Source organism: Phytobacter diazotrophicus (assembly GCF_052061655.1).
Classification (GTDB): domain Bacteria; phylum Pseudomonadota; class Gammaproteobacteria; order Enterobacterales; family Enterobacteriaceae; genus Phytobacter; species Phytobacter diazotrophicus.
In genome coordinates, this window is sequence record NZ_CM125428.1 from 2,168,699 (window position 1) to 2,183,904 (window position 15,206).

12 protein-coding genes are annotated in these 15,206 nt (G+C 54.4%); 10 read left to right on the top strand and 2 right to left on the bottom strand.

All coding sequences use genetic code 11. The annotated features are described in order from the left end of the window. Window positions 1–8 precede the first annotated feature (8 nt). The 9 genes from flgD (at window position 9) to flgL (ending at window position 9,067) form a co-directional block, all read left to right on the top strand. On the top strand, window positions 9–695 hold the full coding sequence (gene flgD / locus ACS0RQ_RS10635; protein ID WP_193793753.1) for a flagellar hook assembly protein FlgD: 687 nt from the start codon (window positions 9–11) through the stop codon (window positions 693–695). 26 nt (window positions 696–721) lie between these two features. After that, window positions 722–1,993, top strand: a complete 1,272-nt coding sequence (gene flgE, locus ACS0RQ_RS10640) for a flagellar hook protein FlgE (protein ID WP_108701063.1) — start codon at window positions 722–724, stop codon at window positions 1,991–1,993. A 20-nt stretch (window positions 1,994–2,013) separates the two neighbouring features. Next, window positions 2,014–2,769 (top strand): flagellar basal body rod protein FlgF, encoded by a 756-nt coding sequence (locus tag ACS0RQ_RS10645; protein ID WP_271849076.1) that lies wholly within the window; start codon window positions 2,014–2,016, stop codon window positions 2,767–2,769. A gap of 15 nt (window positions 2,770–2,784) precedes the next feature. Beyond that, entirely contained in the window at window positions 2,785–3,567 is a 783-nt protein-coding gene (flgG, locus tag ACS0RQ_RS10650; RefSeq protein WP_041851741.1) for a flagellar basal-body rod protein FlgG, read from the top strand. A 57-nt stretch (window positions 3,568–3,624) separates the two neighbouring features. Continuing rightward, window positions 3,625–4,323: a flagellar basal body L-ring protein FlgH gene (locus ACS0RQ_RS10655; protein ID WP_193793750.1), complete on the top strand. Its 699-nt coding sequence runs from the start codon at window positions 3,625–3,627 to the stop codon at window positions 4,321–4,323. A 12-nt stretch (window positions 4,324–4,335) separates the two neighbouring features. Then, window positions 4,336–5,430 (top strand): flagellar basal body P-ring protein FlgI, encoded by a 1,095-nt coding sequence (locus ACS0RQ_RS10660; RefSeq protein WP_041851739.1) that lies wholly within the window; start codon window positions 4,336–4,338, stop codon window positions 5,428–5,430. Then, entirely contained in the window at window positions 5,430–6,386 is a 957-nt protein-coding gene (flgJ, locus tag ACS0RQ_RS10665; RefSeq protein ID WP_271849075.1) for a flagellar assembly peptidoglycan hydrolase FlgJ, read from the top strand. Before ACS0RQ_RS10660 ends, flgJ begins: the two co-directional genes overlap by 1 nt. 75 nt (window positions 6,387–6,461) lie before the next feature. After that, window positions 6,462–8,102, top strand: coding sequence for a flagellar hook-associated protein FlgK (gene flgK / locus ACS0RQ_RS10670; RefSeq protein ID WP_271849074.1), 1,641 nt, complete (start codon window positions 6,462–6,464; stop codon window positions 8,100–8,102). A gap of 14 nt (window positions 8,103–8,116) precedes the next feature. Next, on the top strand, window positions 8,117–9,067 hold the full coding sequence (gene flgL / locus ACS0RQ_RS10675) for a flagellar hook-associated protein FlgL (RefSeq protein WP_107222872.1): 951 nt from the start codon (window positions 8,117–8,119) through the stop codon (window positions 9,065–9,067). 76 nt (window positions 9,068–9,143) lie between these two features. Here flgL and ACS0RQ_RS10680 read toward each other — a convergent pair whose 3' ends face one another. Then, entirely contained in the window at window positions 9,144–10,358 is a 1,215-nt protein-coding gene (locus ACS0RQ_RS10680) for an MFS transporter (protein WP_271849073.1), read from the bottom strand. A gap of 118 nt (window positions 10,359–10,476) precedes the next feature. Here ACS0RQ_RS10680 and ACS0RQ_RS10685 point away from each other — a divergent pair, with 118 nt between their 5' ends. Beyond that, window positions 10,477–11,415, top strand: coding sequence for a LysR family transcriptional regulator (locus ACS0RQ_RS10685; RefSeq protein WP_271849072.1), 939 nt, complete (start codon window positions 10,477–10,479; stop codon window positions 11,413–11,415). A gap of 40 nt (window positions 11,416–11,455) precedes the next feature. Here the strand turns inward: ACS0RQ_RS10685 and rne are convergent, their stop codons facing one another. Next, entirely contained in the window at window positions 11,456–14,659 is a 3,204-nt protein-coding gene (gene rne / locus ACS0RQ_RS10690; RefSeq protein WP_271849071.1) for a ribonuclease E, read from the bottom strand. Window positions 14,660–15,206 lie beyond the last annotated feature (547 nt).

The following is a 15,206-nucleotide window of genomic DNA, read 5'->3' on the forward strand; positions in this document are numbered from 1 at the left end:
AGACATAAATGTCTATCGCCGTAAATGTGAACGACACGTCCAGCAGTAGTGTCAGCTCCACCAGCAGCAGTAGCAGCTCGTCTCAACTGACTACGAGTAGCGCGTCAGACCTACAGAGCAGCTTCCTGACCCTGTTGGTCGCACAGTTAAAAAACCAGGACCCAACCAATCCGCTTCAGAACAACGAACTGACCTCACAGCTTGCGCAGATCAGTACGCTGAACGGGATTGAAAAACTGAACACCACCCTGGGATCTATCTCCGGGCAGATCGATAACAGCCAGGCGCTGCAGGCCAGCAATCTGGTAGGTCACGGTGTAATGATTGAAGGTACGACGATTCTGGCTGGCAGCTCAACCACAACGCCGTTTGGTGTTGAACTGACCCAGGCCGCAGATAAAGCGACCGCGACCATCACCAGCAAAGACGGCACCGTGGTACAGACCGTCAACCTGGGGCCGCTGACCGCTGGCGTCCATACCTTCAGTTGGGATGGAAAGCTTTCGGACGGCACCACCGCTCCAGATGGCTCTTATAAAGTTTCTATCGCCGCCAGTTCAGGCACTACGCAACTGGTTGCTCAGCCGCTGCAATACGCTCTGGTTCAGGGGGTAACGCTGTCGGAATCAGGCAACAAGTTAGATTTAGGTACCTACGGCACCACTACGCTCAACGAAGTTCGGCAGATTATTTAAGCCTTAACACTTATCAGGAGTAAGTCATGGCCTTTTCACAAGCGGTCAGCGGTCTGAATGCTGCGGCCACCAACCTCGATCTTATTGGTAACAACATCGCCAACTCCGCTACGTATGGCTTTAAATCCAGTACTGCGTCCTTCGCTGACATGTTTGCGGGTTCTAAAGTAGGTCTGGGTGTTAAAGTCGCGGGCGTTACCCAGGACTTTAACGACGGTACCACCACCAATACGGGACGTGGCCTTGATGTCGCGATTAGCCAGAATGGCTTCTTCCGCCTCGTTGATACCAACGGTTCTGTTTATTACAGCCGTAACGGTCAGTTCACGCTGGATGAAAACCGCAACCTGGTAAACATGCAGGGTCTGCAAGTAACGGGTTTTCCGGCAAGCGGTACGCCTCCGACCATCCAGTCGGGCGCTAACCCAACGGGGATTAATATCCCAACGACGCTGATGTCGGCACAAATCACCACCACCGCAACGATGCCGGTTAACCTGAACTCGTCTTCTAAGACGCCGACAGTGACCACGTTCGACCCGACTAATGCTGACAGCTACAACTTAAAAGGGCCGATCACCGTTTACGACAGCCAGGGTAACGCCCACGACATGAACGTGTTTTATGTCAAAAGCGCAACAAATAACAATACATGGGATGTCTACACGCAGGATTCCAGCGTAACGGGCTCTACGGCGACCAAAGCGGCGCAGATGGTCTTTAATCAGAACGGTAGCCTGCAAGGTGTATACAACTACACCTTTAATACCACGACCGGTAACTACGATCTGTCCACGACGGCGAATACGAACCCTGCCATTACTGTCACTTCCGGTACGCTTAACGGCGCTACAGCGGCGACATTCTCCCTGAGTTTCCTGAACTCCATGCAGCAGAACACTACTAGCGCCGTCGTGAGCACCTCGCAGAACGGCTACAAGCCGGGTTCAATGGTGAGCTACACCATTAACGATGACGGTACCGTTGTGGGTTCCTACTCCAACGAACAGAAACAGGTGCTGGGTCAGATTGTCCTGGCGAACTTCGCCAACAACGAAGGCCTGAAATCTGAGGGTGATAACGTATGGTCTGCCACTAACAAATCTGGCGTGGCGCTGTTGGGTACGGCAGGTACGGGTAACTTCGGTTCGCTGACCAACGGCGCACTCGAAGCCTCTAACGTGGATCTGAGTAAAGAACTGGTCAATATGATCGTCGCGCAGCGTAACTATCAGTCGAATGCGCAGACCATCAAAACCCAGGATCAGATCCTTAACACGCTGGTTAACCTGCGTTAATCGGCTGACGGGATGGTCTAATGGATCACGCAATATACACAGCGATGGGTGCGGCAAGTCAGACGCTGAACCAGCAGTCTGTCACCGCCAGCAACCTGGCCAACGCTTCAACACCGGGTTTTCGTGCGCAGCTTAGTGCGCTGCGTGCGGTACCGGTAGAAGGGTTGTCGCTGCCGACCCGTACACTCGTCGCCGAGACCACACCTGGCGCTGATATGACGCCAGGCGATCTGAACTACACGTCACGCCCACTGGATGTTGCCCTGCAACAGGATGGCTGGCTGGCGGTGCAGAGCGCGGATGGTTCCGAAGGGTATACCCGTAACGGTAACATTCAGGTCACACCGACCGGGCAACTGACCATTCAGGGGCATCCGGTCATGGGTGAGAACGGGCCGATTGCTGTTCCGGAAGGTTCACAGGTCACCATTGCCGCGGACGGGACCATTTCCGCCCTGACCGCCGGTGATCCGCCGAACACGGTCTCCCCGATTGGTAAACTGAAACTGGTGAAAGCGAACGGCAGTGAAGTGGTGCGTGGTGATGACGGTCTTTTCCGCGTCAGCCAAAGCGCGCAAGCCACGCGTGGCCAGACGTTACAGCCGGACCCAAACATCCGCGTCATGTCAGGTGTGCTGGAAGGCAGTAACGTTAAACCTATGGCGGCAATGGCCGATATGATCGCCAGCGCGCGCCGCTTTGAAATGCAAATGAAAGTTATTGGTAACGTTGATGAGAATGAGCAGCGTGCCAACCAGTTACTGTCCATGAGCTAATAAACAGGATTTCCTATGATAGGTTCATTATGGATCGCTAAAACCGGCCTCGACGCCCAGCAAACCAATATGGACGTTATCGCCAACAACCTGGCGAACGTCAGTACCAATGGTTTCAAGCGTCAGCGCGCGGTATTTGAAGATCTGCTTTACCAGACGATTCGTCAGCCTGGTGCGCAATCTTCTGAACAGACCACGCTACCTTCTGGCCTGCAGATTGGTACCGGTGTTCGCCCGGTGGCCACCGAACGTCTGCATAGCCAGGGTAACCTCTCCCAGACAAACAACAGCAAAGATGTGGCTATCAAAGGCGAGGGCTTTTTCCAGGTCCTGCTGCCGGACGGCACCTCTGCTTATACCCGTGATGGTTCATTCCAGGTTGACCAGAATGGCCAGTTGGTAACGTCGGGCGGCTTCCAGGTTCAGCCTGCTATTACCATTCCGGCTAACACCCTGAGTATCACCATTGGGCGTGACGGTGTGGTCAGTGCCACGCAGCAGGGGGCGACAGCGCCTGTGCAGGTGGGGCAGCTTAACCTGACAACCTTTATGAACGACACCGGTCTGGAAAGTATCGGTGAAAACCTTTACCTCGAAACACAGTCTTCCGGCACGCCGAACACCACCACGCCGGGGCTGAACGGGGCAGGTCTGCTGTATCAGGGGTATGTGGAAACCTCGAACGTAAACGTAGCGGAAGAACTGGTGAACATGATCCAGGTTCAGCGCGCTTATGAAATTAACAGCAAAGCGGTATCGACCACCGATCAGATGCTGCAGAAACTGTCGCAACTCTAAGGCGTTATCCGGTGCGGCGCAGGCTGCACCGGAACCCTGATTTCGAAGATGAATGTAATGCAAAAAAACGCCGCGGGCCGCTACCCCCTGTTAGCTTTACTGGCACTGATGTTGAACGGATGTGCCTGGGTTCCCTCAACACCGCTGGTGCAGGGCGCAACGACCGCTCAACCGCTACCGGGACCTGTTCCGGTCGTCAATGGCTCTATTTACCAGACTGCGCAGCCTATCAACTATGGCTACCAGCCGCTGTTTGAAGACCGTCGCCCGCGTAACGTTGGGGATACATTGACGCTGGTGCTGCAAGAAAACGTGAGTGCCAGTAAGAGTTCATCAGCGAATGCCAGCCGCGATGGCAAAAGCAGTTTCTCAATGGATACTACGCCTCGCTATCTGGAAGGCTTGTTCGGCAATGCACGTGCAGACCTGACGAGCGCGGGTAGCAACTCGTTTAACGGCAAAGGCGGCGCTAACGCCAGCAATACATTTAGCGGCACGTTGACCGTTACGGTCGATCAGGTTCTGATCAACGGCAATTTACACGTGGTGGGTGAAAAACAGATCGCCATCAACCAGGGCACTGAATTTATCCGCTTCTCAGGTGTTGTGAACCCACGCACCATCAGCGGCAGCAATACGGTTCCGTCCACACAGGTGGCGGACGCGCGCATCGAGTACGTCGGCAACGGCTACATTAACGAAGCGCAGAATATGGGCTGGCTGCAGCGTTTCTTCCTCAACTTATCGCCGATGTAACCGGGGTGAATTATGTTTAGATTTCTGGCTGGAATAGCGTTAGTGCTGGTGGCGTTTGTCGCCCAGGCCGACCGCATCCGGGACCTCACCAGTGTACAGGGCGTACGTGAAAACTCCTTAATTGGTTATGGCTTAGTGGTTGGCCTTGACGGAACGGGTGACCAGACCACCCAAACGCCATTCACTACTCAGAGCCTGAATAACATGTTGTCGCAGATGGGGATCACCGTCCCGGCAGGCACCAACATGCAGCTCAAAAACGTTGCGGCGGTCATGGTTACCGCCCAGCTTCCGGCGTTTGGCCGCCAGGGGCAGACCATCGACGTGGTGGTCTCCTCTATGGGTAACGCGAAAAGCCTGCGTGGCGGTACGCTGCTGATGACCCCACTGAAAGGGGTGGATAGTCAGGTCTATGCCCTGGCACAGGGGAATATCCTGGTCGGTGGCGCAGGCGCATCCGCCGGTGGCAGCAGCGTGGCGGTTAACCAGCTTAACGGTGGACGTATCACTGGCGGTGCCGTGATTGAACGCGAGTTGCCTTCCCAGTTTGGCAATGGCAACACCATCAACCTGCAATTGAACCAGGACGACTTCACGATGGCGCAGCAGATTGCTGACACCATCAACCGTCGTGGCATGGGTGGCGCAACCGCGCTGGATGCCCGTACGGTTCAGGTCCGCGTGCCGCAAGGCGGCAGTTCGCAGGTCCGCATGCTGGCGGATATCCAGAACCTTGAGGTGGGTGTCGCGCCGCAGGACGCTAAAATTGTTATCAACTCCCGTACAGGTTCTGTTGTTATGAACCGCGAAGTAACGCTGGATAACTGCGCCGTGGCACAGGGGAACCTCTCGGTCACGGTCAACCAGTCAGCCAATGTCAGCCAGCCGAACACGCCGTTTGGCGGTGGTCAGACAGTGGTCACGCCGCAGACACAGATTGACCTGCGTCAGAGTGGCGGCTCCCTGCAAAGTATTCGTTCCAGCGCCAATCTGAATAGCGTGGTACGTGCACTGAACGCGCTGGGCGCAACACCTATTGACCTGATGTCCATTTTGCAATCAATGCAGAGCGCAGGTTGCCTGCGGGCTAAGCTGGAGATCATCTAATGCTGACTGACAGCCGCTTGATGGCGAGCGCGGCATGGGACGCGCAATCGCTTAACGATCTGAAAACCAAAGCCGGACAGGACCCGCAGACTAACCTGCGGCCTGTGGCGCGTCAGGTAGAGGGGATGTTCGTGCAAATGATGCTGAAAAGCATGCGCGAAGCCCTGCCTAAAGACGGTATTTTCAGTAGCGATTCCACGCGGATGTACACCAGCTTATATGACCAACAAATTGCCCAGCAGATGACGGCAGGCAAGGGACTAGGACTGGCCGATATGATGGTCCAACAGATGTCTGGCGGGCAGGCGCCGGTTGCTGCGGGTGACCAGATGCAGCAGGTGCCGATGAAATTCGATCCCGAAACCATCAACACCTATCAAAGCCAGGCTATTACGCAAATGGTGCGTAAGGCACTGCCGAAAGCGCCGGAAACGAGTGACGAGCCGCTGAGCGGTGACAGTAAAGACTTCCTGGCTCAACTTTCCCTGCCTGCTCGTCTTGCCAGTGAGCAAAGCGGGGTTCCTCACCATCTGATCCTGGCGCAGGCCGCGCTGGAATCGGGGTGGGGCCAGCGACAAATCACCCGTGAAAACGGTGCGCCGAGTTTTAACATTTTCGGCGTGAAGGCGACGCCTGGTTGGAAAGGGCCGACCACCGAAATCACCACCACTGAATATGAAAATGGCGAAGCCAAAAAGGTCAAAGCCAGGTTCCGTGTCTACAGCTCGTATCTGGAAGCGCTCTCTGATTATGTCAGCATGCTAAGTCGCAATCCGCGGTATGCGGCGGTGACGACAGCGGCAACGCCGGAACAAGGCGCTCAGGCATTACAGAACGCGGGTTATGCCACCGATCCGAAATATGCGCAGAAACTGACAAGTATGATTCAGCAGCTTAAGTCGATGGGCGAGAAGGTCAGCAAGGCCTACAGTAATGATATTGAAAATCTGTTCTGAAACGACTCAAGTTCAGCTCAGGGTTGCCGATAATCGTTAGCAGGACTTATGTCTCAAAGTTTATAAGGAACCTCAATGGCCAACTTGATTAATACCGCGATGAGTGGGCTCAGTGCAGCCCAGGCGGCGCTTAATACCACCAGTAATAACATTTCAAGTTATAACGTGACGGGCTATACCCGCCAGACAACAGTCCTGACTGCGGCGAATAGCACCCTGGGTGCTGGTGGGTGGATTGGCAACGGTGCGTTTGTCTCTGGTGTGCAACGTGAATATGATTCGTTTATTACGAACCAGTTACGCGCAGCGAATACCCAGAGCAGCAGCCTGACGACCCGTTATAACCAGATGTCAAAAATTGACAACATGCTGTCGGGTTCAACCAATACGCTGGCCACTGCGCTGCAAGGTTTCTTCTCCAGTGTTCAGACGCTGGTCAGTAACGCCGAGGATTCATCATCCCGTCAGAGTGTACTGGGTAAAGCCGATGGTCTGGTTAACCAGTTTAAAGTGGCTGACCAGTACCTGCGCGATCAGGACAAACAGGTTAACACCTCTATCTCCTCAAGCGTTGATCAGATTAATAACTACACCAGCCAAATCGCTAATCTGAACGACCAAATTTCACGTCTGACGGCAGTAGGTGGCGGCGCATCGCCGAACGATTTGCTGGATCAGCGCGACCAACTGGTAAGTGAGCTAAACGGTATTGTGGGCGTTGAAGTCAGTGTCCAGGACAACAGCACGTTTAACATCACAATGGCGAATGGCTATACGCTGGTTCAGGGCAGTACAGCCCGTCAACTGGCCGCGGTGGCATCCAGTGATGACCCTGCCCGTACGACGGTTGCTTATGTTGACCCGACCGCAGGGAACATTGAAATTCCGGAAAAACTGCTGACCACCGGTTCACTGGGGGGCGTGTTGACTTTCCGCTCTCAGGATCTGGATAAGACACGCAATACGCTGGGCCAACTGGCTTATGCGTTCGCCGATGCGTTCAATGCTCAGCATAAACAAGGCTATGATGTCGATGGTGATCAAGGTACTGACTTCTTCACGATTGGCACGCCGTCCACTCTGAGCAATGCGAAAAACACCGGTACTGGCGCGCTGACAGCAACCATCAGTGACCGTACACAAGTGCAGGCGACGGATTATAAACTGATTAAAACCGATACTGGCTGGAATGTGACCCGACTGGCGGATAACACGGCGTTTGCCGTCGCACCTGATGCCAGCGGCAACCTCAGTTTTGACGGTCTGACTATCAGCGTTTCCGGTACAGCGAACAAAAACGACAGTTTCACGGTGAAACCGGTCGTGAACGCCATTACCAATATGAGTGTGGCCATCACCGATGAGTCGAAAATTGCCATGGCCGCCAGCGCGACTTCCGGTAAAAGTGACAACACCAATGGTCAGGCGCTGTTAAATCTGCAAAACAGCAAAGTCATCGGCAATACAAAAAGTTTTAACGATGCCTACGCGTCAATGATCAGCTATGTCGGTACAACGACCTCTACGCTGAAAACAAGCAGTACGACGCAGGCGAATGTGGTTACGCAGCTTTCTGACCAGCAACAATCGATTTCTGGCGTCAACCTCGACGAAGAGTACGGTAACCTGCAGCGTTACCAGCAATATTATCTCGCAAACGCGCAGGTGTTGCAGACGGCAAACACGCTGTTCGATGCGATACTGAACGTACGCTAAGTAAGGGGTAAGAGATGCGTATTAGTACTCAGATGATGTATGACCAAAACATGCGTGGCATTACCAATTCACAGACTAAGTGGATGGATTATGGCTTGCAAATGTCGACAGGCCAGCGCGTGAATAAGCCTTCTGACGATCCGATTGCCGCCTCCCAGGCTGTAGTGGTTTCTCAGGCGCAGCAGCAGAACGAACAGTATAAAACCGCGCGTACTTTCGCTACCCAGAAAGTATCGCTGGAAGAGAATGTGTTGTCGCAGGTGACCACTGCTGTAACTGCGGCACATACCTCACTGGTTGCGGCTGCGAACGGTACACTGAGCGACGATGACCGTGCGTCTATGGCGACAGAACTACAAGGTGTTCGCGATCAATTGCTCAACCTGGCAAACAGCACTGATGGTAATGGTCGCTATATTTTTGGTGGCTATAAAACCGACACTCCACCGTTTAATGCCGCAGGTGCTTACAACGGCGGCAATGTTGCGATCAGTCAGCAGGTGGATGCGTCCCGTAGCATGGTAATTGCCCATACGGGTAACCAGGTTTTCAATAGTATTACCAGCAATGCGATCCCGGAGCCGGATGGTAGCACTTCGCAAACCAACGTGTTCAGTATGTTAGATGACGCAATCGCAGCGCTGAAAGTCCCGGTTTCAGGTGACGAGGCAGCACAGGCTGTTTCTCAGGCAGCCCTGGATAAAGCCAACCGTGGCCTGACTAACTCGCTGAATAACGTATCGACCGTTCGTGCACAGTTGGGTACACAGTTACAAGAGCTGACCAATCTCGATGAATTGGGTGATGACCGTTCGCTTTCGCTGAAAACACAGATGAGTGATCTCGTCGATGTAGACTGGAACTCGGTCATCTCGTCTTACACCATGCAGCAGACGGCATTGCAGGCATCCTATAAAACATTTAGCGACATGCAAGGCATGTCGCTGTTCCAGCTCAATAAGTAATCTTCGCTTTAGAACATGTCTGGAAACTGGAACATGTTCTGTGTGCCTGCACCGGTATCCGGTGCGGGCCTTTTTTTTAGCCGATATTTCGCGATTGTGCAGTAACACGACGGTTATCCACTAAACGGATCACCAGGGCGACTGCGCCAGTCAACGTTGCCAACGCCACCACGCCAGGCCATGCCGCGATAGTATAAATTTTACTGCCCAGCGCTGAACCCAGCGCCATCCCAATGAACACCACAGTAAAGAGAAGGGCATTCAGACGGCCACGCGCCTTTGGCTCCAGTCCATATACCAGATTCTGGTGCGCCACGAGACTGGACTGTAAGCCAAGATCAAAACCAACAGCCGACAGGGCTATCAGTGCCAGTTGTCCATGCGGTGGCAATGCTGGCAGTGCGAACATCAGCGCAAAGGATATTGTGACCAGCCCGGCACCCAGTTGAGTCACTTTTTCAGCACCAACTTTATCTGCCAGCCCCCCTGCTAAAGGTGCCGCCAGTGCGCCTGCTGCACCTGCAATACCAAACATGCCTGCGACGGCGCTTCCGAGCTGATAGTTATCCAGCAACATTACTGCGAGCGTTGACCAGAAAGCGCTAAACGCGATGGATAAAAAGCCCTGCGCAAACGCAGCACGGCGTAGGGCAGGGTAACGCTGCCAAAGATGCGCCATCGTTTTCATCAGCGCGGGATAACCGAGCGTTGAATGCGCGGCGAATCGCGGCAACACAAACCACATCAGAACGGCGATAAATGCAATGCTGGCAGCAGCAAGCTGGAACATAATGCGCCAGCCAAACGCTGCGCCGACAACGCCGCTCACGGTACGAGAAAGTAAAATACCCAACAGTAACCCCGTCATCACTGTACCGACGGTTTTTCCTTGCTTACCTTCGGGGGCAAGAATGGCGGCGGCGGGAACAATATCCTGCGCCATAGTGGCCGCCATCCCGATCAAGAGACTGATAAGTAATAACCCCGGCAAATGTGTCATCAGGCTACAGGCCAGCAGCAGTAAAGCCAGCGCCACGCTTTTCGCAAGAATAAGATGACGACGATCGTAACGGTCGCCCAGCGGCAATAAAAAGAGGATGCCCAGCGCGTAGCCAGCCTGCGTCAGCGTCGGAACCAGCCCCATTCCGTTAACGGTCAAATGCAGATCGCTGCCCATCAGCGGTAATAAGGGTTGTGCATAATAAATCGCGGCGACGCTAAAACCCGCCCCCAGCGCCAGCGCAAAGATAATCCACTGCGCCGGATTTAACGATTGAGAACGACGGTTCATAACTTTTCCTCAAACATATTCATAGTTGGTGTGAATGTATTTTTGTCGATTACAGCGTGACGCGGTAGCCAGCAGAGTGGTAAAAGGGTTATACGCGAAACGTATGGGAGAAATTTAAATGCAGCGTGCAGAACGTATAGACCGCGTTGATCTGATGCGCACGCTGGTGCGCATTGTTGAGGCGGGGTCGCTATCGGCCGCAGCGCGCCAGCTCAATACCACGCAGGCCACAGTGAGTCGTCGCCTGCAGTCGCTGGAAACCATGCTCGGAGTCAAACTGGTTCTTCGTACCACCCATGCGATGAAGCTCACCGACGATGGCGAGCGCTGCTATCAACACGCGAGACGTGTCATTGATGCCTGGCTTGCGCTGGAAGATGAACTGAGCCAGGCAGAAGACGAGCCCGTCGGAATGCTTCGCGTACGGGCGCCTCATGCCTTCGGTCAGGAACAGCTCCTGGCCCCGCTGACGCATTTTCTGGAGCGCTATCCGCAGCTTTCAGTGCAATGGATGCTTAATGATAAGACCGTCAATTTTCTCAGCGAGAATCTTGATTGCGCGATTCGCGTTGGGGCCGAAGTGGACCCGGCGACGGTTTCCGTCCTGCTTGCCGAAGTTCCGCGTTCCATTGTCGCATCGCCAACACTGTTAGCCCGCTTTGCGGAAATTCGCACGCCGCAGGATCTGGAGGTGCTGCCGTGGATTGCGTTAAGCACCTTCTACCAGCATAACGTTGCCGTCACAAACGCGCTTAGCGGGGTAACAGAGCAAATAACCATTGCGCCCAGGCTCTATACCGACAGTTTATATGTGGCACGTAATACCGCGCTGTCGGGACTGGGTGTAGCCATTGTCTCAAGCTGGGCGGTGGAGCAGGATATCGGCAACGGTAGACTGGTGGCTTTACTGCCTGAGTGGCAGATACCACCGTTGCCAGTGCATCTGGTGTACCCCTGGGCGCGTTATTACCCGGCACGTTTGCGGATGTTTCTCCAGTTGATGCGCGAGGTGATGCCGGGCCTGAGCGGAATGCGACAGCCTGCGCTGAAAGCATAAAAAAAGCCGACCTTGAGGTCGGCTTTTATCAGCAGAGTGCTTATTCCGCGGCGTTTGGTCGTGTGGCTGGCGCTGTTGCGGTATGCGTGGCGCTGTGACCGCCTGCAGAACCTTTGCCGTCAAAGTTGAACTGTGGACGGACCCAGTCACTGTGACGCGGCGCTTCCGGCACATAAGCAGGTGCAGGTGCTTTGGTCATCGGCGCAGTGGCGTGATGGACCTCGCTGGCTGCCACAGGGGCTACGCGCTCAATCGCTGCAGCAACCGGTGCCACAGGTTCAACAACCGGGGCTACCGGAGTAGCTTCTGGCTGTTTTTCCTCGACGGCGGCAGGCGTTTGCGGTTGCTCTGCAACAGGTGCTTCTTCAACAACCGGTGTAACAACCGCAGGTTCAGCGGCTTGCGCTACCTCTTCGGCGACCGGACGGTCTTCCTCTGCGATCAGTTCCGGCTGTGCTTCAACCGGGGCTTCGATCACTTCCGGATGCGTGGTTTCCACCACAACAGGCTCTGGCTCGATAACCGGCGCCTGCGGTGCAACTTCAACCACTTCCTCAGCCGGTGCCTGTACATTAGCTACGACGGACTGCTGTTCTTGCTGAGCGGTGGCCACAACTTGTTCGACTTCGGCAATGGCAGGTGCGACATCGGTAGCGGTGACACTGTTTTGCTGCTCAACAACCGGTGCTTCTTGCACCTCGTCCTGAGGACGCGTAACCGGATAGCGAACCCATACTTTACCGGACGCCATTTCCGGAGAAGCACAGGCAATCTCCAGCGGCATTGCGGACTGTGCCGGGTAACGCTCATCACGGTAGCGACGGCGACGCTGACCACTGACGCGCAGATGACGCGGCGAACGGCGAGAACGACGCGGCATACCTGCGGTATCACGATTTTCTGCGGTTTCTTCTTGCTCAGCGACGTTCTCTACAACAGCCGGCAGGTCCAGTTTCGCCAGTTCTGTACGCTGTACAGGGGTTTCCGTGGCGACCGGTTCTACGGCAACACTCTCTTCACTTGTGCTTGCCGGAGCATCACCGAAACGGACTTTTTGGTTCAACTGACGCTGTTTACGACGCGGCATCACCTGAACGCGCTCTTCCTGTTCGGCTTCCTGCTCAGGTTGTTCTTCACGGTTCAGCGCTTTCACATCCTGCTGCGCCTGGCGTTTTTCGTCGTTATTACGACGACGATTGCGCTCGCGGCGGGAAGGCTGCTGCTCATCACGCTGTTTCGTTTTTTCTGTCTCTTCTACAGCCACAGGTACTGGCTGACGAGCTTCACGCGCTTCGGCATTCTGCTGTGGTTTCTCACGGCGATTACGGCGAGTGTCATCTCGGTTCTCGCGCGCTTCATTACCTTCTGCACGCGGCTCACGACGTTCATTGCGGTCGCGACGGTTACCCTGGCGCGATTTGCGGCGATCTTGCTGGCGCTCCTGCTTCTCTTCTTTTTTCTCTTCCTGAACTTCGACTGGTGCGGCAGTTTCACTCCCGGCAAACAGGTTTTTCAGGGCGGAGACAAGACGGCTAAGAAGGCCTGGGGCTGCAGGTGCGGCTACCGAAGGCTCGCTGCTGGCAGCCGGTTGCGGCTTCGCTACAGGGGCTTCAGGTGCCGTTGGCGCAGGCGGAACTTCCGGCATGACAAAGGTCGCCAGCGCAGGCTGCTCAGGGCGTTTACGCTCAGCAGATTCTTCATCTGACGGCATAGCCATCTCTTCTTCATGCAGTTTCGGCAGCATGTAGCTGAGGGTGGTTGTCTCTTCGCCTTTACGCACGCGCAGTACGGAATAGTGCGGCGTTTCCATCTGGTCGTTCGGTACGATTACGCAACGCACGCCACCCTGACGGGTTTCAATAGCGCTTACTGCGGCGCGTTTTTCGTTCAACAGATAGGAGGCGATCGGCACCGGAACGATGGCATGCACTTCCTGGGTATTCTCTTTCAGCGCTTCTTCTTCGATGAGACGCAGAATAGAAAGTGACAGGGATTCGTTGTCACGGATAGTCCCGGTTCCGCTACAACGCGGGCACACATGGTGACTGGACTCGCCGAGTGACGGGCTCAGGCGCTGACGGGACATCTCCAGCAGGCCGAAGCGAGAAATATGGCTGATTTGAATACGCGCACGGTCCTGACGAACGGCTTCGCGCAGACGGTTTTCCACCGCGCGCTGATGGCGTACCGGCGTCATATCGATAAAGTCGATAACGATCAGACCGCCGAGGTCACGCAGACGCAACTGACGTGCAATTTCGTCGGCCGCTTCCAGGTTAGTGTTAAAGGCGGTCTCTTCGATATCACCGCCACGGGTTGCGCGCGCGGAGTTGATATCGATGGCGGTCAACGCTTCGGTGCTATCAATAACGATAGAGCCGCCGGACGGCAGACGGACTTCACGCTGGAAGGCGGATTCAATCTGCGATTCGATTTGGTAGTGGCTAAACAGCGGGATTTCACCGGTGTAGAGCTTAATTTTGCTGCTGAAATCCGGACGGCCCAGCGCGGAGATATGCTGGCGAGCCAGCTCAAGCACTTTCGGGTTATCGATAAGGATTTCGCCGATGTCCTGACGCAGATAATCACGGAAAGCACGAACGATAACGTTACTTTCCTGGTGAATCAGGAACGGAGCAGGGCGGTTTTCAGCGGCCTTCTGAATAGCTTCCCAGTGTTTCAGGCGGAAGCTCAGATCCCACTGTAGGGCATCGGCAGATTTACCCACACCGGCGGTGCGGACGATCAGACCCATGCCATCGGGCAATTCGAGGCTGGCCAGCGCTTCTTTCAGTTCGGTACGGTCATCGCCTTCAATACGACGAGAAATGCCACCCGCGCGCGGGTTGTTTGGCATCAGTACCAGATAGCTGCCTGCCAGGCTAATAAAGGTAGTCAGCGCAGCGCCTTTGTTGCCGCGTTCTTCTTTATCAATCTGGACGATAACTTCCTGACCTTCGCGCAACACATCTTTGATGTTCGGACGGCCATGAGAGTTGTAATTGGCAGGGAAATATTCGCGGGCAATTTCTTTGAGAGGAAGGAAACCGTGACGTTCAGCGCCATAATCAACAAAGGCAGCTTCCAGGCTCGGTTCAATTCGGGTGATTTTACCTTTGTAGATGTTCGCTTTTTTCTGCTCGTGTCCAGGACTTTCAATATCCAGATCGTACAGACGCTGCCCATCAACAAGGGCGACACGCAACTCTTCTTGCTGAGTTGCGTTGATTAACATTCTTTTCATCGTAACTTACTCATTATTCTTACATTGACGACTAAGCTGCGGGCATGATGACGCCTTTCCGGGGGAGAACCGATGGCCTCGTGTCTGTTCACGTCGCCAACCTCACGGTTGTCGTTCGCTTAAGAGGCGCAGTGTGTCGGTTGCCTGTATTTCCTGTGGAAAACACAGCGCAATTATCAGGGGAACAGCCTGGGAAAAACTCTCCAGAGAAGATTCCATCTACCGGTAAGGACTGCAACCCGCAGCCCGCTAACTGCCTGAAAGTCCAATACGTCTTACGCCATTGCTGCGTGTATGGTCGGACAGGCAAAACTGGTCATTCCGCACAATTGCTTGTTATAACAAGATCCAACGCGGAAAACTGCAACATTATTCCTTGCGAACCCTGTTATAGCAAGCTGACTTTTACCTTTTATCACCCGGTTACTCACAGTTTTTTCACTTTTGCCTGGCGATTGGTTTAATAACCGCCAAAACGTCTGTGTCGAACGAAGCAGACCAGGATCAAAAGTAAATATAAGCATATAAAAATGAGTGGCGCTATTCA

What these genes read in the sequence shown, in the direction of transcription:
- flgE (WP_108701063.1), top strand. Translation starts at nt 722, where the DNA reads ATGGCCTTTTCACAAGCGGTCAGCGGTCTGAATGCTGCGGCCACCAAC.
- flgJ (WP_271849075.1), top strand. Translation starts at nt 5,430, where the DNA reads ATGCTGACTGACAGCCGCTTGATGGCGAGCGCGGCATGGGACGCGCAA.
- flgK (WP_271849074.1), top strand. Translation starts at nt 6,462, where the DNA reads ATGGCCAACTTGATTAATACCGCGATGAGTGGGCTCAGTGCAGCCCAG.
- ACS0RQ_RS10685 (WP_271849072.1), top strand. Translation starts at nt 10,477, where the DNA reads ATGCAGCGTGCAGAACGTATAGACCGCGTTGATCTGATGCGCACGCTG.
- flgG (WP_041851741.1), top strand. Translation starts at nt 2,785, where the DNA reads ATGATAGGTTCATTATGGATCGCTAAAACCGGCCTCGACGCCCAGCAA.
- ACS0RQ_RS10645 (WP_271849076.1), top strand. Translation starts at nt 2,014, where the DNA reads ATGGATCACGCAATATACACAGCGATGGGTGCGGCAAGTCAGACGCTG.
- flgL (WP_107222872.1), top strand. Translation starts at nt 8,117, where the DNA reads ATGCGTATTAGTACTCAGATGATGTATGACCAAAACATGCGTGGCATT.
- ACS0RQ_RS10680 (WP_271849073.1), bottom strand. Translation starts at nt 10,358, where the DNA reads ATGAACCGTCGTTCTCAATCGTTAAATCCGGCGCAGTGGATTATCTTT.
- flgD (WP_193793753.1), top strand. Translation starts at nt 9, where the DNA reads ATGTCTATCGCCGTAAATGTGAACGACACGTCCAGCAGTAGTGTCAGC.
- ACS0RQ_RS10655 (WP_193793750.1), top strand. Translation starts at nt 3,625, where the DNA reads ATGCAAAAAAACGCCGCGGGCCGCTACCCCCTGTTAGCTTTACTGGCA.
- ACS0RQ_RS10660 (WP_041851739.1), top strand. Translation starts at nt 4,336, where the DNA reads ATGTTTAGATTTCTGGCTGGAATAGCGTTAGTGCTGGTGGCGTTTGTC.
- rne (WP_271849071.1), bottom strand. Translation starts at nt 14,659, where the DNA reads ATGAAAAGAATGTTAATCAACGCAACTCAGCAAGAAGAGTTGCGTGTC.